We start from the raw sequence: 20,107 nt of genomic DNA, 5'->3' as shown, positions 1-20,107 counted from the left end.
TCTGCCGTTCTTGGTTCCATGCAATCGCTGCTGCGATTGATGGAGTGAACCTGCGAAAAGTCAGAGCGGGCTCGGCTTTCGCTTCGCTGATGCTCTTTAAACATAGGGGCAAGAGCAAAGCAGCACGGCGCGAATACCGGCCCGTTCTGCCGTTCTTGATTCGATTCAATCGCTGCTGCGATTGATGGAGTGAATCTGCGAAAAGTCAGGACGGGCTCGGCTTTCGCTTCGCTGATGCACTTTAAACACAGGGGCAGGGGCAAGAGCAATGCAGCGCTGCGCGAATACCGGCCCGCTCTGCCGTTCTTGGTTCCATGCAATCGCTGCTGCGATTGATGGAGTGAACCTGCGAAAAGTCAGAACAGGCTCGGCTTTCGCTTCGCTGATGCTCTTTAAACATAGGAGCAAGAGCAAAGCAGCACGGCGCGAAGCCGGCCCGCTCTGCCGTTCTTGGTTCCATGCAATCGCTGCTGCGATTGATGGAGTGAACCTGCGAAAAGTCAGAGCGGGCTCGGCCTTCGTTTCGCTGATACTTTTTTGACCGGCAACGTATGACTGATCACCGTGTGCCGTTCAAGACCAAAAACAAAGCATAACATCGTTATGCTGCGAGAATGTCAGCTACCTCAGAACGAGACCAAAACCAGAGATACAGTCTCTACTGATGCAGCCGCAGCATTCCAAATGCAAAAATACATTTTGTTTTGGCGTTTTGCAGCCGAAAAGCCGATCAAAATGCAAATCTGCATGTCGAATCGGTCATTTCAGCCGATTTTGAGCAAATTCGGCTGATCAAAATGCACTTTTACATTTTGAAGCGGAAAAACGCACTTTTTGCGGCTATCAAAATGTATTTTTGCATTTTAAAAAAGAACGAGGCTACTTTGTTTTCACTGCCCGCTGCACACGTAGAATCTGAAGTTCTTTACAAAGCCGATAAGCCTTCTTTTTCCCCAATACAAGCTGATGTCTGTCCCTTAGACAAAGCATCAGACGTTTATAGCCATACTCGCGTCCTTCCCCTTCAACGAGCTCAAGCAACCAGCCTTTGATCTGCTCATTGCTGATCTTACGTCCTTCTTTCGTCAAGGAATACTCTGTATTGGAACGTCCTCTGCGGACTGTAGTTGTAGATTGAGATTTCTCGCTGGGATCCGCTTTGGATGCTTCTCGTTTTTTTCGATCGTAATAGGTGGATTCTGCGATACCGAGCACTCTCAGGACAAATGCGGCGGCGGCTCCCTGCTTACCGATAAACTCGTTTGCTATTTCGAATCTGGTCGATAAGCAGGGTTCACTTTTTTTAGCAATTCACGAAAAATTTCATTTTCGAGCTCCTTTTCTCGGATAAGGGCATTAATTTTATTATATTTTTCTTCAACTTCTCGTAGACGAAGCACTTCTTGTAGGGTTTCATCTGGCTTATCATGTTTGCCCGTTTCGTCCCGGTATTCACGGACCCATTGACGAATAGTTTCCTCATGAATGTCGTATTTTCTGGCCAGAACGCCCACCTTTACACCAGACGATGCTTCTCTTACTACTTTAAGCTTAACTTCTTCTTCCATACGAAACGCCCTCCTTTATACGATTGTGTTTTGTAGTAAAGAAGTACTCCAAATCAATATAGAGGTTAAGATAAAATATATTAAAAATCTTCCTTTTTCGGCGGAAAAGTCACTACGCTGCGCGAATGCCAGCTACCTCAGAACGAGACCAAAACCAGAGATACTGCCCCCGCTGATGCAGCCGCAGCATTCCAAATGCAAAAATACATTTTGTTTTGGCGTTTTGCAGCCGAAAAGCCGATCAAAATGCAAATCTGCATGTCGAATCGGTCATTTCAGCCGATTTTGAGCAAATTCGGCCGATCAAACTGCACTTTTGCATTTTGAGGCGGAAAAACGCACTTTTTGCGGCTATCAAAATGTATTTTTGCATTTTGTAGCGGCTGACGGATCGCCCAAGCCCCTAGGCGATTCAAATCTATGCTACTCAAGTACATACAGCCACCATTGCGCAAACTACGGCCAACTCTGCTCACTCCGGCACATCGAGGTTACATATACGCTTCAATCAGCAGCCGTCATACAGCATCACAGTTACAATCCCTACTGCGAGCTGCCCCGCGCAATCCCCACCGTAACCCCAACTCCAACCGCAACCAAGCCCCGTAAACAAAGAGAACCCCTGTATTTGTAATAAACAGGGGGTTCTCGAAAAAGCGAATGCCGGTCAATCAATTGGCTCGTTAGAGGCAGAATCAGATTCAGAGCCCTCTCCATCCGAGGAGCCTGCATTTTCATTGTCTCCGGCTGTACCGTTAGAGCTGTCGCCCGAACCATCTCCAGAGACGATTGCCTCTGCTCCCTCAGGAGGCTGCAGCTTAAGCCGCAAGTGGCGCTCGCCTTTTATCACTTCCTCCTGCTGAGAAATGACATACCCCTGTCCCTCAACAATTAGGCGGATATTCAGTACGGAGGACACTTCCAGCGCATCCCGTAGCGACAGACCGGTTAAATCCGGAATTTTGAGCTTGTCCCGCTGCTCCGTAATTAAATAGATTCGTTGCGACGGGTTAATAACAGTCCCGTTCGCCGGAATTTGCTGAAGGACGGATGAACCGCTGCCTACAATCTCGTAGTCGAGGTCCTTGGCCTTAAGCAGCGCCTTGGCTTGCGCCACAGTCTGCGATCTCATATCGGGAGCGGTGAGCGCATCTTTTTTCTTCGGCTCATCTTCCAGCTTAACGCTAGGCGCTATACCGTAGTGACGCAGCGTTTTGGAGACGACCTCTTTGAAAGCAGGAGCCGCAACCGTACCGCCGCCTACAAGCGAGTTGTTTGGCTCATCGACAACGATATACAGCACGATTTTGGGATCTTCAACCGGCGCATATCCGATAAAAGAAACGACGAATTTTGTTTTGGAGTAGACGCCGTTGACAACCTTTTGCGCCGTACCGGTTTTACCCGCTACCCGATAACCTTCGATATAAGCATTTTTACCTGTACCGATCGCTTTGTCGGATACGACCTGCTCCAGATATTCGCCTACTTTCTTAGACGATTCTGGAGAAATGACTTGGCGGACAAGCTTCGGCTCAAACTTCTGAGTCGTCTTAGTAGCCGGGTCATAAATTTGTTTAATAATTTGCGGCTGCAGCAGCTTGCCGCCGTTCGCAACAGCAGCCACAGCAGCCACCTGCTGAATCGCCGTTACTTGTACTTCCCCTTGACCGAAGGATGCCCGGGCAATATCACTTGGCCGGTTCAAATTAATATTGATCTTCCCTGATGCTTCCCCGCCAAGCGCAATACCGGTCTTCTGGCCAAAGCCAAAGCGGTTAATATAGTCGACCAGCTTCTCGCCGCCGAGCTGTTCCAGCCCCAGCTTAACGAATGCAACGTTACTGGAGTGCTTCAGTCCGTCCAAGTAACTGATTGTACCCCAGCCGACTTTATTGATATCGTTAACCGGCTTACTGCGCGGTATGTTGATAGAGCCTGACTTGTAGGTGGCATTTGGATTAAAAAGCCCTTCTTCCACAGCCGCCGCCAGCGTCACGATTTTGAATGTGGAGCCCGGCTCGTAAAGCGATTTGATGGAGTGGTTATACGCATTCTCATAATCGCTTTTCCAATAGATGTTCGGATTGTACGTCGGCATTTGCGCCATCGCCAAAATTTCCATCGTTTTCGGATCAGCTGCTACAGCCGTTACCGTCTTCGGATGATATTGATCCACGATTCCCTTAAGGGCTTCTTCGAGGTAACGTTGAATTTCGGCATCGATCGTCAGCGTAATGTCCTGTCCGTCTCTAGCCGGCTTGTAAGAGATTTCTCCGTTTGCAAGCTCTACCCGTTTGCCGTCTTTCTCGTAAATAATGTTGCCGTCCTCGCCTCTCAGCTTTTCGTCGAGAAAAGCTTCAATGCCCGTCTTCGCCTGGCCTTGCAGATCGATATAGCCTAGAAGCTGCGAAGCCAGCATATTTTTCGGATAATATCGCTTGGTATCATTCGCAAGATGAATGCCTACATCTTTATTTTTGATCCCATGCTTTTCGGCCAGCTCATCGCTGAACGCCTTTATTTTATCCGCAAGCTCTTTATCAATCTTCAGCCCTTCCCGGCCAACCGACCGATAAACGAAATATTCATCGGTTCCTTCCTTTTGGGCGGTAACGAGCTTGTATAGCTCAGCCTCCGGCTTACCCAAGAGAGTATGCAGCCCTTTCGCCACCTCCTCGGCAATATCCAAACTGTTAATCAACTTTGGATTTACCGAGACGTTATAGGCGAGAGTATCCATTGCCAGAATAGTGCCTTCCCGATCCGTAATTGTCCCCCTCTTGGCGTAAAGCTTCTCTTCGGTTGACCATCTTGTTTTGGCCATGTCATACCAGAAATCGCCCTTGACAACCTGCACCCAATAGACCCGGCTTAAAAGAATGACAAAAAGGAGGGTCATTATCCCTCCAAACAGCAATGTCCTTAATCGAATTCGTTTGATCATAGCGGTCACCTAGTTCCGCAAGGCAGACTCGGTATCATCCACACCCGGATTCACCGTAATGCCGGGCTGTTCCGTAGCCGTCATGCCCCGCTCTTCTGCCAGCTTGCGAATCCTCTCTTTGTCGGAGAGCATCTCTACCTGCTTGGTCAGCTCTTTCATTTCAATGTTCATCGATTCATATTCGTTAGTTATTTGCTTGATTTCGACACGCATCCCGTAGATTTGAGACTGACGGACCAGGATGAGTCCAAGCACGATAACGAGCACGACGACCGAAAACATATACAGCAGCTTTTCCTGAGTCGGAAGCGTCTTGCGCTTGACGACGACGCGCTTTGTTTCGCGGACGGTTTGCCGCTCTTCCGGTTTGCGCTTTGGCTGCATAGCCAAGTTACCGTTAATGTAAGACAATGCGAGAACCCCCTAAATCACAATTTTTCTGCGACACGCAGCTTGGCCGAACGAGCGCGCGGATTTAACTCCAGCTCCTGCTCGCTTGGAACAATCGGCTTGCGGTTAACTAACCGCAGCGTTCCTGTGCCGCCGCATACACACATCGGAAAATCCGGCGGACAAGTGCATTTTTCAACATATTTCGCAAATAATTGCTTGCAAATCCGGTCCTCTAGCGAATGGAACGTAATGACTGACGCCCGTCCCTCAGGAGCGAGACATCTGATCGTCTGTTCCAACGCGGTTTCTTCTGCGCCAAGCTCATCGTTGACGGCAATGCGCAGCGCCTGGAACGAACGCTTGGCGGGATGCCCGCCTGTCCGTCTGGCCGCTGCCGGTATGCCGCTTTTGATCAGCTCGGCAAGCTCTCCCGTCGTCTCTACTGGAGCGTTTTCACGCGCCTGTATGATTTTGCGGGCGATTGATCTGGCAAACTTCTCCTCGCCATAATGGCTTAGAATACGGGAGATTTCACGCTCATCCCAGCTATTGACGATATCATAAGCGGTTAGAGCGCCCCCTTGATCCATTCGCATATCTAGCGGAGCATCATGGTTGTAGCTGAAGCCGCGATCGGCTTCGTCTAGTTGTGGGCTGGATACGCCAAGGTCAAACAATATGCCGTCAACCTGCGGAACGCCATCTTTCGTCGGCACACCGCATTCAAGCAGCTTCTCTTCCAAATAACGGAAATTACTTTTAACCAGCGTTACTTTATCCATATAGGGAGAAAGCTTAACCTTAGCGTTATTCAGCGCCGCGTCATCTTGGTCGAATGCGATCAAACGGCCTCCGTCGCCGAGCCGGGAAGCTATTAATCCGCTATGCCCCGCGCCCCCAAGCGTGCAATCGACGTAAATGCCGTTTGGCTTGATGTTCAAGCCTTCAACCGCTTCTTCCAAAAGAACTGTAATATGCTGAAACACGCGATTTTCCTCCCATTCTTGTTGTCCGTACTAGAAGTTGAAATCGAAATCGACCAATTTCTCGGCAATTTCATTAAAGGTCTGCTCGGACTGCTCGTAGTACCCGTCCCAAGTCTGCTTGCTCCAAATTTCTACGCGGCCGGATACACCGAGAACCATGCAGTCCTTGTCCAGCTTCGCGTATTCGCGCAGATGCGCCGGTAAGTTTACCCTTCCCTGTTTGTCCAGCTCGCATTCCGTCGCCCCTGAGAAGAAGAAACGGGTAAATGCGCGGGCATCCGATTTCATGAGCGGCAGCGTCTTGAGCTTCTGCTCCAGGACGCTCCATTCACTAAGCGGATATACAAACAGGCAGTTGTCAAGTCCGCGGGTTGCGATAAAGGAGGCGCCAAGCGATTCCCTGAATTTGGAAGGGATAATAATACGGCCCTTTTCGTCAATGCTATGTTGATATTCACCCATAAACATACGGCCGTCTCCACCCTCTCCCCCAAATCCTCCACTTCGCCCCACTTTTCCCCACTCAGATACAATAGTTCGCCACCTAAAATAAAAATCCTGCTCTATGAGCAGGATTTTAGAATAAAATTTTCACTTATCAACAGCTGAAGCGTATTGCCGATTATAATTTATCTTCTTTATCCACAGATTGCCCCTGAATAGGCGCTTCTTGAGGCCGCAAAACGGGTTCGAGATCAGATTGCACAGCCGCAGCTTGTGGACTGTTCCCGCTGCTGCTTCCATCTTGCTTTCCACTATCCCCATTATAAAAGCTGCTTTTCCGCTTCTTAATTCTGCGGTAAATCGCGTAAACCGCTCCTCCGATAATGGCGAGAAATACAAGCACCGGAAGCGCGCCGGACAAAAAGATCAGCAAGCCTTCCAGAAACGTCATCAGTCCTTTAAAGCTTCCGTTTAACGCGGAAGACATCTTCGCGCCTAACGTTTTTCCCGTGTTAGCCATGGCTGCAGACGAAGGCTGGTACAACCGAAGCTCAATCGTTGAAAAAGCCACATTGCGGTCCAAATAGCGAACCCGCCCTTTTATTTGCTCGATTTCCTCCTGGACAACAGACAGCTGCTGTGAAAATTTAACGAGATCATCCGCCCTTTCGGCCTTATCAATAAACCCAAGCAGCCGTTCTTCTACAACCTGCTTCGCCTTAAGCCGGGACTCCAGATCCACGTATTCCTCTGTTACATCGGTTGCGCCCAGCTGCCTCTCAAACCGGGTATGCTTAATGCCGTCCAGCCGGTCGATAAAGGACATAAAGGCGGATGATGGCACTTTTATCGTATAGGTTGAACCTTTTTCATTGTGATATTGACCGTCTTGAAATTGAAGAATGTAACCGCCGCTCTGGTGAATCGCCGTTCGCAGCTGCGTAACAGCCTCTTCGTATGCACTGACTTCCATTGAAAGATTAGCTTTGTAAATGAGCTTCTGGTTAAAAGCTTCCTGCCCGCCCGAATTGCCAACTCCGATATTACCGATGGAACCGCTCGTTTCTCCCATTTCGGATGAAGCCGCCGATTCCGCCCCCGAGAATTTCTTAAGGCCGCTTACTTCACCATCCTCTGCCGGCGTTTCTTGCTGCACCATAGCCTTTTCATTTCTTGACAACGCTTGTGAGCTGGCCGTGTTGCTATCTTTACTTGATGAAGAGCAGCCGCTTATGACCGCTGCGACCATGATGATTGCAAGCAGAACTAGATGCAGCCTATTTAATCTACGCATCTGCAATCCCCCTTTAGTTAATAACCTTTAGACGGATGCACCTTCCAAAAGTTGCAACTTCAGCTAGGGGTTTCCTGATCGATTGATTGCATGATATTAACTTGAATGACTGAGCAGCAGTTCCGCAATTAGCGAGTGCATCAGCCTGGAAGTTCGTTCACCTTGATCCAGCAGCGGGTTCAGCTCTACGAAATCGGCAGAGGACAGCAATTCTGAAGCGCCGATAATACGCAAGGCGAGCCGGGCCTCCTCGCTGCTGATGCCGCCGGCAACCGGCGTTCCCGTACCTGGCGCTTCACCAGGATCAACACTGTCAATATCAAAACTGAGATGAAGCGCGTCAGCATCCTTGCAGGCAATGCGCAGCGCCCGCTTTGCCGTCTCTTCGATTCCAAGCCTGTCAATATCCGCCTTGCTGAAATAAGTCAAGCCCGACTGCTGGATGAAGCGCTCCTCAGCCGGGTCCAAATCTCGAGCACCAAGGAGTACTGCCCGCTCCAGCGCAATCGGCCGGGCAGCCCTATGAACATCCTTCATAGTAACTGTGGTCAATCCGAGCGCCACGGCCAGCGAAATGCCATGCATATTGCCGGTAAAGCTCGTCGTCTCCGTATTTAAATCTGCATGCGCATCGAACCAGATGATGCCCATCCGTTCATAAGCTGTTGTTAGACCCGCTACCGATCCGATTGCAATGCTGTGGTCACCCCCTATAAATAGCGGAAAATGACCCGAAGCGGCAGCCGCAGCTCCCTCTTCGGCAATAGCTCTGCAAACGCTTAGCACCTCTGCCGCATGCTTCATGCCGCCGGCTTTTCCGGCATATGCCGCAGTATCCGGCTTCATGGCCTGCAATAAGGATGCCACGTCAATCTCCCTCTCGTCGCCAACTCGCAAACCATGCCCCTTCAGCGAACCCGCCAAGTCCAGCTCGCCCAGCTTCGCAGGACCATGCTCACTGCCCGCACGACCAGCGCCGAGTCCAAAAGGGACCGATATTAGGGAAAGATCTCTCATGATTGAAACACTTCCTCGATCCGTTCCAGCCCCCAGTCCAGCTCCTCTTGAGAGATTGTAAGCGGAGGAGCAAACCGGATGGTCGTATCATGCGTTTCCTTGCATAGGACGCCAATCCGAAACAGCGCCTCGCAATAAGCTCTCGCTTGCACCGTAAGCTGCACGCCAAGCAGCAGTCCCCTGCCGCGCACCTCGATAATGTCCTCATGCCGGATTGCTTCAAGCCTTTGCCGGAAATAAGCACCGAGCTGCTCCGACCGGGCTGCGAGCCCTTCCTCCTCCAGAACGGTCAATGCAGCAACAGCTACCGCACAAGCAAGCGGGTTGCCGCCAAACGTCGAACCGTGGGAGCCGGGATCAAAGACGCCAAGCAGCTCATTGCTTGCCGCAACGGCCGATATCGGAACGACCCCGCCGCCAAGCGCTTTGCCAACGATATAGGCATCGGGCTCAACTCCTTCCCAGTCGCAGGCAAATCGCTTGCCCGTACGTCCAAAGCCGGTCTGAATCTCATCGGCTATGAATAGAACTTGTTTGCTCTTGCACAAGGCTCGGGCCTCCCTTAAATAGCCGTCCGGGGGCACAATAACACCAGCCTCGCCCTGAACCGGCTCTACCAAAAAAGCAGCCGTACGATCGGTAATCGCCTGCTCCAGAGCTGCGATATCACCGTAGGGAATCACCTTAAATCCTGGTGTAAACGGACCAAAGCCATCCCGGTATGGGGCATCCGAGGAAAAGGAAGTAATCGTAATCGTTCTGCCGTGAAAATTGCCCTCGCATACGATAATCTCCGCCGCATCAGCTGGAATTCCCTTCACCCGGTAAGCCCAGCGGCGAGCGGCCTTGAGTGCGGTCTCCACCGCTTCCGCTCCGGTATTCATCGCCAATATTTTGGCTTTGCCCGTATAGGCGGCCAGCTTTTTACTTAGCTGCCCCAGCTCCTCATTGTGAAATGCTCTGGAGGTGAGCGTTACTTTATCCGCCTGGTCCTTCAATGCCTTAATGACGGCCGGATGCCGATGACCGTGATTCAGCGCAGAATAAGCGCTCAGCATATCCAGATAACGGCGGCCTTCAGGATCTTCAACCCATACGCCTTCGGCGCGGGCGATAACGACGGGAAGCGGACTATAATTACGGGCGCCGAACTTATCCATCAAGTGTATCGTTTCAACGGAGCTCCTCATTAGAAATCCCTCCTTAATCCATTGTACGGCCGCCATTGCGCGTCCCATTCCCGTCTTCTGCTTTCCGCCGTCTGATCCAACTGTTCATGCGAAAAAGTGCACATACAAAAAAACCGCAAAGCAAGGTTTCCCTTGCCTGCGGTTTCCGGTTTCATACCAATTAATCTTCTTTCCAGCTGTCCAAATAAGCGACTTGCTCATCAGTGAGCTTGTCGATCGTAATGCCAAGCGAGTCCAGCTTGAAGCTTGCAACCTGATTATCAAGCTCATATGGAACGTTGACCACTTGCTTGCCAATCGAAGCGTAGCTTTCGTTGACATACTTCAGGCCAAGCGCCTGCAGCGCAAAAGTCGTGTCCATAATTTCCGCCGGGTGGCCGTCGCCTGCTGCCAGGTTAACAAGTCTGCCTTCAGCCAGCACGTAAATGCTGCGGCCGTCCTTCAGCTTGTATTCTTCGATATTGTGGCGAACCTTGCGAATATCCGAAGACAGAGCAGCCAGCTCCGGTTTGTTGAACTCAACATCAAAGTGGCCGGCATTCGACAGGATCGCGCCGTCTTTCATCACTTCGTAATGCTCGCCGCGAATGCAATCGCGGTTGCCGGTTACCGTAACGAAGAACTCACCAACTTTAGCTGCTTCAATCATCGGCAGAACGGTAAAGCCGTCCATATAGGCTTCTACCGCTTTAATTGCGTCAACCTCCGTTACGACAACGTTGGCTCCGAGCCCTTTAGCCCGCATTGCAACGCCTTTGCCGCACCAGCCGTAGCCGACGACTACGACGGTTTTGCCTGCAACGACGAGGTTCGTCGTACGATTGATGCCGTCAAATACCGATTGCCCTGTACCATAACGGTTATCGAATAAATATTTGCAGAATGCGTCATTGACGGCAACCATCGGAAATTGCAGCGTACCGTCTTTTTGCATGGCTTTCAGACGAATAATTCCTGTAGTCGTTTCTTCCGCTCCGCCTCTAAGGTTAACCCGAAGATCCGGACGGTCATTATGCAGAATTGTCGCCAAGTCGCCGCCGTCGTCAATAATAAGATCCGGCTTCGACTCCAGCGCCTTGATGTTCAATTCCTTGAACTCTTGAGGCTCCGGATTGTACTTGGCAAATACCGTAATGCCATCCTCCACAAGCGCTGCACATACATCGTCTTGCGTCGACAGCGGATTGCTGCCAGTAATGGTTACTTCCGCTCCCCCTGCTTGAACTACTTTAGCCAGGTAAGCGGTTTTCGCCTCCAAGTGAAGCGAAATCGTTACTTTAAGCCCTTTAAACGGCTGCTCTTTCTCAAATTGCTCGCGAATCCGGTTCAATACCGGCATATGTGCGCTTGCCCAGTCAATTTTCAAATGACCTTCCGGCGCGAGCGCGATATCGCGAATAATGCTGTTTTCCAACGCGGTCATGTCACGGCCTCCCTCATGTATTCCCTTATAAATATACGATTTGATGTCCGCCCGTGCGCTCATAAGGCACTTCAAGCAGTTTTTCCAGCCAAGTCAGGCCATAGCGGTTCCAGTAAGACGTCATATTGGACACCCGTTCCTGCGGCTTGCCTGCAGGCCACAAGGATAAAGCGATACGGTCAAGCTGGCGGATGGACGCTTCATATTGCTTGTTATGCGCATCCTTCGTTTTCGATTCCAAATATTCGATCTGTTCGACGATCTTCTGACGATTCGTCTCCCCAAGCTTAGCCAGACCTGGCTGTACCGAAGAAGCAAGCTCCAGCAGCGGGCCATACATATCGTTGAACGACTGTTTGACTGCGGCGAACCGCTCGTCAATAGACAGCTGATCCTGCTCAGTCAGCCAATGCTGTTTCTTCTCATCAAACCGGGTAGCCACATCCTCGAACGTCAAGCCGTATTTCGCCATATGTTTGGCTACTGTGCCTTCAACGAGCGTGAACGACATTCTCGGTACGACGATTGGCATTTCCATATCCAGATGACGGAATGCACCGCCTGTCAATGCCCAGTAAGCAATCTCGCCAGGTCCTAGAACGGTTCCGAGCACCGGCAGCAAATAATCCTGCATGATCGGTCTCGTCAGCACGTTGTTGCTAAGCTGCCCTGGCTCTTGCTCCGCCAACTGCAGCAGTTCCTCTTTCGTCAGGGAGACTTGGCCTTTGCGGTCTTGAAACTTCCCGTCCAGTTTATGCAGCAGCGTCCGTTCATTGCCGTTCGCCGCTTGGAAAACGAATAGATTAGCACTGCCCGGCACAACATCTGCCTGCAGCTCATAACCGAAGCCCTTCACCTTGTCGGCTGCCGCGGTATAAGCCCGCTCCAGCTCATCATTCTGCTCGATCAGCTTGCGGAACATCGGCGCCTCAAGCTTGCGGATCGCAGAATCATCGGCGTCAAGCACAACTAAGCCTTCTTTGCCGAACAGCGTCGTCAGAATGCCCGCGAATAAATCGGACAGCGACTGCGAGCGCTCTGCCGCTTGAGACAGCTGCTCCAGCATGACCGGCTTGAACTCCGAATGCGGCAGCGATTGCTCCAGCTCAGCAAGCAGCTCCTTCCATGTCTCCTCAGCAATGACCGTACGGCTCACGGACGTTCTAGCCCCTTCCGGACGTTGAACAGACAGCTTGCGCAGCTCCTGCTCCGCGGTCAGCACGTATGTGTGATTGGCTTCGTCCCAGTCATGATCTTCACCGGCAATCCAGAAGACCGGAACAACGGTTTTGCCAAGCTGCTTCGTCGCCCATCTTGCAGCACCGATGATCGATACCGCTTTATGTACGACCATCAGCGGACCCGACCACAAGCCTGCTTGCTGACCTCCGACGATAACCGGAGCCCCTTCAGCAATGGCGTTGATTGAAGCTTGCGCTTCCGGCGCGGTTTGAAACTTCGTATTGTAATCGCGCAGAGCTTCTGCCAGCGCTACGGATTCAACCCGGCTTGATGCCGTATTCTCAAGACGCTTGGAGCGTCTGGACCAATCTTGCTCTTTCTCCGGATGATAGCCGAATAGCGATTCGATTCTCTCGTCCGATTGCTGTATATACGCCTCTGTTAACGGCTGGGCGCTTGATAAATGGTATACTTCTGTCGACATAGCGCGGCCAGTACCTCCTGAATCATTCATAATATAACGCAGTTTTACTTTCCACTAACAAATTGATTGTACACAAAGGATATGGGAAACGTCAAAAAGAAATACAGCCTCTCTTCCCGAAAGGCTGTACGCATCGATATATTTTGATCCAGCGCTTGCAGCGGCATACGCCGTTATGCAGACAATATTTTATGCCCGATAGAAACCAGCATCAAGAGCAGATAGAGTACGCTCATACTGAAAAAGCCAAGCCGCCAAACCGTGCGGAATATCCGCTTTACATCAACGCTGCCCCGCTTCCTGAACTGGGCGTTGCCCAGCAGTCCGCCGCCGATCAGCATAAACAAAATGATGCCGTATAAGCCAAATTGGCTATTGAACAAATTGTCGAACAAGACCGCTACGCACCCGATCAGCAAAGCCGTCGTAATGTCCATCGCCAGGCGGAACGCCTTCTTGTTGTCTCCTGTTAAAGCGCTATAGCCCAAGAAGACCAGGAAGAACGGAATAACCGGTATGACCGCCAAGTATGCATATAAATAGGTAATGCTGCCATAAAGCCATGCCATATCCGTTCACCTCGATTGTTTATGAATTTTCGTTAACTTGCAGTTGGCTGACCAACGTGCAGATGGCGTCATTCAAAGGAGAACGCAATCCGATTCTTGCTGCGATGCGGCTGACGCCGCCATTAATCCATTCGATTTCAGTTACTCTTCCCGCCCTGACATCCGCCAGCATGGACGACACGTTGCCGAATGTTGCCTGGCATACGCCGAGAACCTTCTGCCAGCCGTCACTCTCTAACACCAAGCCGTCTGCAGTTAAAATCTCCACCGTTTCCGCATAGAGCGCATGCATCAGCTGCTTGCGCTGCGGATTCGCCGGCAGTTCGCCATTGGTCACGTCATATAAAGCGGTCAGCGGGTTAATGACCGCATTGATTAGCAATTTCTCATAAATGCGGCTATTCATGTCATTCGACAGCGTTGCGCTGAATCCTGCCGATTCCAGCGTTTTTATCCATAAATTTTGGGATTTTTCGCCCTTTTTGTCCGATTCGCTTCCATTTAAGCGCATAGGTCCCCAAAAAAGCTGGCCATGACCCGTATGAATAACGCCTGTCTCCCCAAAACGCTTGGCGCCTTCCGTTGTCACTCCGGCATAGAGCAAAGCACCCGACACCGCCCCGGCAAGCTTCTCTATATGACCGACGCCATTTTGCAGACATAAAATCCGAGTTCCAGAGCTCACTAACCGCTCAAGCCTGAGAAGCAATTGTTCATTTAAATGGCTCTGCTTAACCGCCAGTACAACCCAATGCTCCTCGTCAGGCCGCTCGCTCTCAGCAAGAGACTCCGTCAAATTCGTCAGGCAGCGGCCCGATACGCGAGCCTGAAAGCGATGGGAGCCTTCCTCTCCATCCCGATAGCTAATGCCGACAGCCGTCAATGCAGCCGCCTGGCTTTCCGTTCTTGTCCACACAGTGACCGCAGCGCCGGCAGCCGCGAGTCTAGCCGCAAAGAGCAGCCCGATCGCTCCCCCTCCAACCATATCAATTCGCAATCGCCCTCGTCTCCCCTACCTTTTTTTGTATAGCATACCTAATCCGAACCGTTCGGGCAAAAAAGAAAGCGGACCGCACAGGGAATTGTTCCCTGCATGGTCCGCTTTCTTTACTAACATGCCATTCTATTCGATGCGCTCTAAATTGCCGTTCGCATCCATTTTGAATCTCGGTTTTGCCTCTTCCTCATGCGTCAGCACGGCAAGGCGGCGGGCGCGGTCCATAATTTGGATTAACGTTTTATAATCGTCATTGACGGCCCGGTAATCCGTTTGCGCGCTGTTGACTTCCTTAGACAATCTCTCATTCTCGTCACGAAGACGATACAGCTCGTCGTCTTTCTCTTTCAGTTCCTTCTCGAATGCTTTGATTTGACGGCTGACGTCCTGATAGGTCGATTTGAATTGACGCAAGAAACGAATGACCGAATCAACGGACAATCCTTCCTCCGTCGTCACTGAATCGGGACGGAAGCTTTTCTCCTCCGATTCAAACACGGCTATCGATGAGACATGCGGAGTAACGACAATTGCTTGTTTTTTCAAATAGTTCCGTTTCTGGCGCTGCTGCTTTGCAATTTGTATCGCTTCCTCATAACGTTTGCGGACACAGCTGTTCCAACGGAATCCGCATGCTGCGGAAGTCCGTCCGATTCGTTCGCCGACCTCTTCAAACGCTGCTAGCTGGGTACTGCCTTCGCGAATATGGCGTAGTGTAACTTCGGCGAGAATAAGATCATCGTCCGGACTCCACGCATCCTGTCTGACTGCTGTCATGCGACCAAAACCTCCTAACGTAAAGGCGCTTACTTTATCTCTATGCCCTTGGTAGAGTTCATAGAATCTATTGGATACTAATTTGTATAACCAAAATTGTTTTCACTCATACATATTGATTCCGTTTATTGTGCAAACTGATGGTGAAAACAGCTAAACACATATAAATAATTAACAAATGATGGCGTTTGCTTGTTTACACTGATTACTCCAAACGTTATAATGTACAATAGAAATTCGGGGCTCATGTAAGGGGGGATATTTTCATGGCACGCATGTATCGGGTACTCGGTTTTTGGACTCTTGTGATCGGGCTCATGGCTTTTGCCGGCCACATGACTGAGTTCGCGCTTCTTTTCTTCGCCCAAGCGGTTGCTTTCGTATTTTTGGGATATCTGAATTTTACGGAGAGAACGTACATACTTATGTTCTGGGGGTATATGTTCATTTCGTTCATCGGATTTACCTACTGGACCGTTTTCAAAATGGGTATGCCTTTCTAAGCAAACCCTTACGTTTAACAAATGAAAATAAAGGCGCAGCACCAGCCGGTGCCGCGCCTTTTTTCTGCTGTAAAGCCTCATTCCTTATCCAAAATAAGCACTTTAAACGTCTCGCTCATCCCGTCGCTGAGCAAAAGCTGCCGAACCGCCCGATTCCGCTTCGCCGTCTCGCTGAAAGGATTGCTGGACGCGTCGTTTTGCAGCAGCTCTAACACCCCGTTGTCGATGAGAAACTGTTTTTGCGTGCCGTAAAACGCTTCCCTCCAGCCCTGCTCTGCCGCTGCTCTCCGAACGGATGTATAAGGAACATGCGCCGTTATATCCTGCTCCCCGATACGCTGGAACGGATCATCTGACGCTTGATGCCTGGAGTAGCACAGCAGCGTTCCTCTCATTCGATGCGGCGCCGTATATTCGGCCGCTTCATGGCCGTAATCCATGATGATGACTCTCCCATGACTAATGCGCTCATATAGCGCTCCCAGCCATTCTGCGGCAGCCAGATTCAATTCAGTCTGCTGGCCTTCGGCCAACCGCACGCCGTCCCGCTCCAGCCAGCTCCTCAGCCTGCTGTCCGATAGCGGCATGCGGACATAGTGAAACTCGCCTTCGGGCGAGACCGATACGCCTAATTCCACTAGTTCGCCGCAGTACATCTGAACGCGGTGCACCGGAAAAGCATCCAGTAATTCATTAGCGATGACGAGTACACTGTCCCCTCTGTGGTTAAGCTGCCGCTGCCGCATCGCTTGATCCGAATCGATAACTTGCAGAGGATGATGCAGCAATTCCATCACAAGCTCGCTGCAAAGTGCAGCCGCGGATATGCGATGGGCAGGATGATCCTCAACAATTCCGTAGTTTATTGGTCTACGCTCTGCAGGATGTCCCGCCCAGACGTCCAGGAGCTGCCTGGACAACCTGCCGCTGCCCGCCCCCCATTCCCATACTTCTATGGCTTTGAAAGCGGAATAACGGGCAATAGAAGCGGCCAGACACTCTGCCATGACAGAGCCGATGTAGGAGCTTGTATAAAAATCACCCTCGCGCCCAACACGAACATCGCCCGACCGGTAATAGCCCTCTTCCTCATCATAGAGACAGAACTCCATGTATTGTGCAAAAGAAATGCAGCGTACCGGATGTCTATTTCCTTGGCCGTCATCCTTCCAGCCCTTCTCCGGCTGTTCTGCAATCCGCTGCGCAATCCGGCGCGCTAGATTATTTATCATTCCATTAGCCTCCTCGCAATTAACGCCGCAGCGGCTGAAATGCTTAAACTTTCCAGCCGCTTAAGATATAATAGATGGAACTGCCGCATACAATGATTGCTGTACAGGCCAAGCCATGACAATCGTCAGAGAGGAGGCGGGAAGTGGCTTATTACGCATTTCGCGGCAAAATCGCCCTGATCTTCTTCATGATAGTCTCGCTAATGATTCTGCAATTTCCCGTAATGGCTGCTCCTGAATCTTTCTCCCCGTCTACTAGCGACGAGCAGTTGATGGAGCTAATGGAAAAAAGCTTGTCTATCGTTGAAATCGACAAAGAAATTACTCGCATCCAAGATCAAAAGGCTTCCCTGGAGCAAGACATGAAGCTCAAGAACAAACAGCTTGGAGAACAAGAACTGCTTATCGCCGATAAACGAGAAGCCGCAGGCAAAGTGCTGCGTGCCTACTATATGGGAGAACGTGATTTACTCATACGCGCACTGCTTACGTTCCGGTCTCTGCAAAGCTGGCTGACTTCTCTCGATTATATCGAAATTATTTTCAGCCAGGATAAACTGGCTATCGACAGCTATCTGGACGGCGTTCGCCGGTTGAAGGATGAATATGCTGCAATGGATGCCAGAAAAACAGAATTGAATACGATGGAGACCCGGCTGCAAACGCAAAGAGACCGCGTGCTCGCACTCGAGAAACAGATTGACGGTGAGCTTGCAGGGCGTTCCGACGCTGATCGTCTGAGGCTTCTGATGAGCGAGTTGACCGACTATTGGGAAACAGCAGGCGTCGAGGAAGTTGAAAACTATTTCCGGGCGCTGTCCAAAGCGATGCAGAAGCTTCCCGGCTGGGTGCAGGATAACAAAAACTACTTGGAAATCAAAGGGTTCAACTATACGCTACGAGTGCCGCAGGACGCTCTGAACGCCTTTTTGCGGGAGCAGGATAAACGCTTTGAACATTTCTCTTTCACATTTACCGAGGGCAAAATAACGGCACAAGGAAATAAGGACGGTATGGAAATAAGCGTCACCGGTCATTACACCGTTGAAGACGAACCGCAGAACGGCATTATTTTTCACGTTGATGAATTGCTGTTCAACGGCTTTGCGCTGCCAGATACAACCCGCCGCTCCTTAGAGGACAAATTCGATCTCGGCTTTTATCCCGGACTCATTATCTCTTTCTTGAAAGCAACTGCTGTAGACATTACGGACGGCGAGCTCGTCGTCAAATTAAAGGTCGCGTTATAAGCTTTCGCCGGATGAACCCTGCACCTGCTGCACCGCTCCGATAAAAGCTTCCATATCGATTGCGCCAATGGCATATTGCCGCCATAACGCCTCCCAGCCGGCTTTCCGCTCCGGCCATTCCGGATCGGGAGGCTTGCCGATCGGGTCTTCATTCAGAAGCGGCAGCCACCAGTAAGGTGGCGTCTCTGAGACGGATGAGGTGAAGCTGTTTCTCTCATACAAGGAATTAATCGCCGGCAGACGGCCAAACCGCTTGTAATTTTGCTCCTGAACGTTGGCACTCGTCATTTCTGCAACCCAAGCAAAAGCGCTCTCTGATACGCTGGTTCCGGAGGAGACCACATAACTCCGGCTGTCCATCCATACATGCTTAGGCTCGTTATGATCAATAACGAGCTTATTTTGCTGCGCTTGCGGCAGCGCCCGATATTCCGACCAGCTTACGACCGCCGACAGCAGATGAAACGACTCAAGCTCCGAACCGAGGGTTAGCTTATTGGATAAGCGAAATAAACCGCCTGGATTCTCCGTCATGCCCAGCCATCTAAGCCTGTCGTTTCTGCCTTCATTGGCTCCGCGCAAATAAGCAGCATCCGCCTGGCTATTAGGCACCCAAGCATCCAGCCAGTAAAGCAGCTGATTCAAACCTCCAGGGTATAACGCCACCGTACCCGCCGTAGGATCGGCAGCCTTCACCTGCCCGGCAAGCTCCTTGAAGCTGTCCCAGTCCTTTGGCGGATCTTTCAAAGAGGCAGCAGCAAGCATCGACTTATTCCATACGATGATGGAAGGATTCGTATCAAGCGGCACGCCCCATAAATAGCTGTTCCACAGCAGCGGAGCGCGCAGCCGGACAGGCTGGTCAGGCGCAGGATCGCCCGTACCCGTTCCCAGACTGTCTGTCGGCAGCAAATAGCCTTTGACAGCCAGCTCCTGCACCCATCCGCTATTCATCAGCATAACATCAGGCGCTTCTCCGAGCTGAAGCTGCTCCACCCAAACGTCATGGGCAACAGATTCTTGCTCAATATTAGTAAGCTCAACGTTAATATTCGGATATTTCATCATAAAACGATTGTTTTCCACGCGCAGCCGCTCGTACTCTTCCGGGTTCATGGAAACGGTTACAACAATAGATTCCGGGTCCTCCTCCGCGTACTCGCGAACCTCCGGCGTCATATCCGACTCGCCTTTCGGATCGGTTACTGCTGAGGGAACGCCGCGATTGACGTCCGGAACGAATAAAAAGACGGATAACAATGCCGCTCCTGCGATAACAAGCAAATATTTCCTTGTAGACACAGACTTCTTCCTTTCCGGTTCAACCAGACGATTAGATCTATAATAACAATTTTCCCAAATGTTGTCCAAAAAGTCTCAATTTCCTCGGCTGCTGCTAGTCTGCCGAGCCACAGCCGCTCGCTCCGCGCTTCGGACTATCCTGCCATTCTTGATCCCAATCTTCCTCTTGATTCCGCTCAGCGCAGCTGGCTACACGTTTCAAGACCGTTCCTGCTAATTTGCTTCGGCACCGCCGCTCGCTCCGCGCTTCGGACTATCCTGCCGTTCTTGATCCCAATCTGCCTCTCGCTTCGCGCTAGCAGTTGGAAAGGATCTTCAAAAAGTCAGGATAGTCTCGAGTCGCTGCACTCGCTTTTGTGAGAATCATACAGCATACGAAAGTACCACACTACAAAATGTAAAAGTACATTTTGATTGCCCAAAAATGGGCTGAGAAGCGCCTCAAAATGTAAAAGTGCATGTCGAATGGTCAAAAATCGCCGTTTTCACGTAAATTGGGCTCATCAAAGTGTATTTTTGCATTTTGAAGCGGAAATATGGTCGTTTGGA

General features: G+C 50.8%; 19 protein-coding genes. 3 read left to right on the top strand and 16 right to left on the bottom strand.

All coding sequences use genetic code 11. The features are described from left to right. A partial coding sequence (locus tag ACFVVF_RS28085; RefSeq protein ID WP_387816456.1) for a hypothetical protein occupies positions 1–185 on the top strand: 185 nt, incomplete at its 5' end. A gap of 694 nt (positions 186–879) precedes the next feature. Here ACFVVF_RS28085 and ACFVVF_RS28080 read toward each other — a convergent pair. From ACFVVF_RS28080 to ACFVVF_RS28015, 14 genes are all read right to left on the bottom strand, one after another. Next, positions 880–1,215 (bottom strand): helix-turn-helix domain-containing protein, encoded by a 336-nt coding sequence (locus ACFVVF_RS28080; protein WP_387816454.1) that lies wholly within the window; start codon positions 1,213–1,215, stop codon positions 880–882. A gap of 50 nt (positions 1,216–1,265) precedes the next feature. Continuing rightward, a complete protein-coding gene (locus ACFVVF_RS28075) occupies positions 1,266–1,568 on the bottom strand; it encodes a transposase (protein WP_387816452.1) in 303 nt (100 codons plus the stop codon). Between the two features lie 667 nt (positions 1,569–2,235). After that, positions 2,236–4,470, bottom strand: a complete 2,235-nt coding sequence (locus tag ACFVVF_RS28070) for a penicillin-binding transpeptidase domain-containing protein (RefSeq protein WP_387816450.1) — start codon at positions 4,468–4,470, stop codon at positions 2,236–2,238. Between the two features lie 54 nt (positions 4,471–4,524). Further along, positions 4,525–4,926 carry an FtsL-like putative cell division protein gene (locus ACFVVF_RS28065; protein ID WP_387816448.1) on the bottom strand — a complete coding sequence of 134 codons (402 nt, stop codon included), beginning with the start codon at positions 4,924–4,926 and terminating at the stop codon, positions 4,525–4,527. A gap of 17 nt (positions 4,927–4,943) precedes the next feature. Then, entirely contained in the window at positions 4,944–5,894 is a 951-nt protein-coding gene (rsmH, locus tag ACFVVF_RS28060) for a 16S rRNA (cytosine(1402)-N(4))-methyltransferase RsmH (RefSeq protein ID WP_387816446.1), read from the bottom strand. A 30-nt stretch (positions 5,895–5,924) separates the two neighbouring features. Beyond that, entirely contained in the window at positions 5,925–6,362 is a 438-nt protein-coding gene (gene mraZ, locus ACFVVF_RS28055) for a division/cell wall cluster transcriptional repressor MraZ (RefSeq protein WP_042159795.1), read from the bottom strand. Between the two features lie 154 nt (positions 6,363–6,516). Beyond that, positions 6,517–7,632: a DUF4349 domain-containing protein gene (locus tag ACFVVF_RS28050; RefSeq protein ID WP_387816443.1), complete on the bottom strand. Its 1,116-nt coding sequence runs from the start codon at positions 7,630–7,632 to the stop codon at positions 6,517–6,519. A 96-nt stretch (positions 7,633–7,728) separates the two neighbouring features. Next, positions 7,729–8,649 carry an arginase gene (locus tag ACFVVF_RS28045; protein WP_387816441.1) on the bottom strand — a complete coding sequence of 307 codons (921 nt, stop codon included), beginning with the start codon at positions 8,647–8,649 and terminating at the stop codon, positions 7,729–7,731. Beyond that, positions 8,646–9,839, bottom strand: coding sequence for an ornithine--oxo-acid transaminase (locus tag ACFVVF_RS28040; RefSeq protein ID WP_387816439.1), 1,194 nt, complete (start codon positions 9,837–9,839; stop codon positions 8,646–8,648). The genes ACFVVF_RS28045 and ACFVVF_RS28040 overlap by 4 nt, the downstream gene beginning before the upstream one ends. A gap of 160 nt (positions 9,840–9,999) precedes the next feature. Continuing rightward, positions 10,000–11,262, bottom strand: coding sequence for an adenosylhomocysteinase (locus ACFVVF_RS28035; protein WP_387816437.1), 1,263 nt, complete (start codon positions 11,260–11,262; stop codon positions 10,000–10,002). Between the two features lie 25 nt (positions 11,263–11,287). Next, positions 11,288–12,928 (bottom strand): bacillithiol biosynthesis cysteine-adding enzyme BshC, encoded by a 1,641-nt coding sequence (bshC, locus tag ACFVVF_RS28030; RefSeq protein WP_387816435.1) that lies wholly within the window; start codon positions 12,926–12,928, stop codon positions 11,288–11,290. A 173-nt stretch (positions 12,929–13,101) separates the two neighbouring features. After that, the gene (locus tag ACFVVF_RS28025; RefSeq protein ID WP_387816433.1) at positions 13,102–13,497 is read right to left on the bottom strand and encodes a DUF3397 domain-containing protein; all 396 of its coding nucleotides are present in this window, start codon (positions 13,495–13,497) and stop codon (positions 13,102–13,104) included. A 19-nt stretch (positions 13,498–13,516) separates the two neighbouring features. Continuing rightward, positions 13,517–14,494, bottom strand: coding sequence for a ketopantoate reductase family protein (locus ACFVVF_RS28020; RefSeq protein ID WP_387816431.1), 978 nt, complete (start codon positions 14,492–14,494; stop codon positions 13,517–13,519). 126 nt (positions 14,495–14,620) lie between these two features. After that, the gene (locus ACFVVF_RS28015) at positions 14,621–15,271 is read right to left on the bottom strand and encodes an RsfA family transcriptional regulator (RefSeq protein ID WP_387816429.1); all 651 of its coding nucleotides are present in this window, start codon (positions 15,269–15,271) and stop codon (positions 14,621–14,623) included. A 266-nt stretch (positions 15,272–15,537) separates the two neighbouring features. Between ACFVVF_RS28015 and ACFVVF_RS28010 the strand changes: the two genes are divergently transcribed. Then, positions 15,538–15,774 carry a DUF2626 domain-containing protein gene (locus ACFVVF_RS28010; RefSeq protein WP_387816427.1) on the top strand — a complete coding sequence of 79 codons (237 nt, stop codon included), beginning with the start codon at positions 15,538–15,540 and terminating at the stop codon, positions 15,772–15,774. Between the two features lie 77 nt (positions 15,775–15,851). Here ACFVVF_RS28010 and ACFVVF_RS28005 read toward each other — a convergent pair whose 3' ends face one another. Further along, positions 15,852–17,006, bottom strand: a complete 1,155-nt coding sequence (locus ACFVVF_RS28005; protein WP_387816425.1) for a class I SAM-dependent methyltransferase — start codon at positions 17,004–17,006, stop codon at positions 15,852–15,854. A gap of 143 nt (positions 17,007–17,149) precedes the next feature. Between ACFVVF_RS28005 and ACFVVF_RS28000 the strand changes: the two genes are divergently transcribed. Then, the gene (locus tag ACFVVF_RS28000) at positions 17,150–18,256 is read left to right on the top strand and encodes a coiled-coil domain-containing protein (RefSeq protein WP_387816423.1); all 1,107 of its coding nucleotides are present in this window, start codon (positions 17,150–17,152) and stop codon (positions 18,254–18,256) included. Here the strand turns inward: ACFVVF_RS28000 and ACFVVF_RS27995 are convergent. Continuing rightward, entirely contained in the window at positions 18,251–19,558 is a 1,308-nt protein-coding gene (locus ACFVVF_RS27995) for an ABC transporter substrate-binding protein (protein WP_387816421.1), read from the bottom strand. The genes ACFVVF_RS28000 and ACFVVF_RS27995 overlap by 6 nt on opposite strands. Positions 19,559–20,107 lie beyond the last annotated feature (549 nt).

It is taken from the genome of Paenibacillus sp. NPDC058174 (assembly GCF_042883865.1).
Lineage (GTDB): Bacteria > Bacillota > Bacilli > Paenibacillales > Paenibacillaceae > Pristimantibacillus.
The sequence above is the reverse complement of the archived record's forward strand: the minus strand, read 5'-3'. Positions and strand labels throughout refer to the sequence as shown.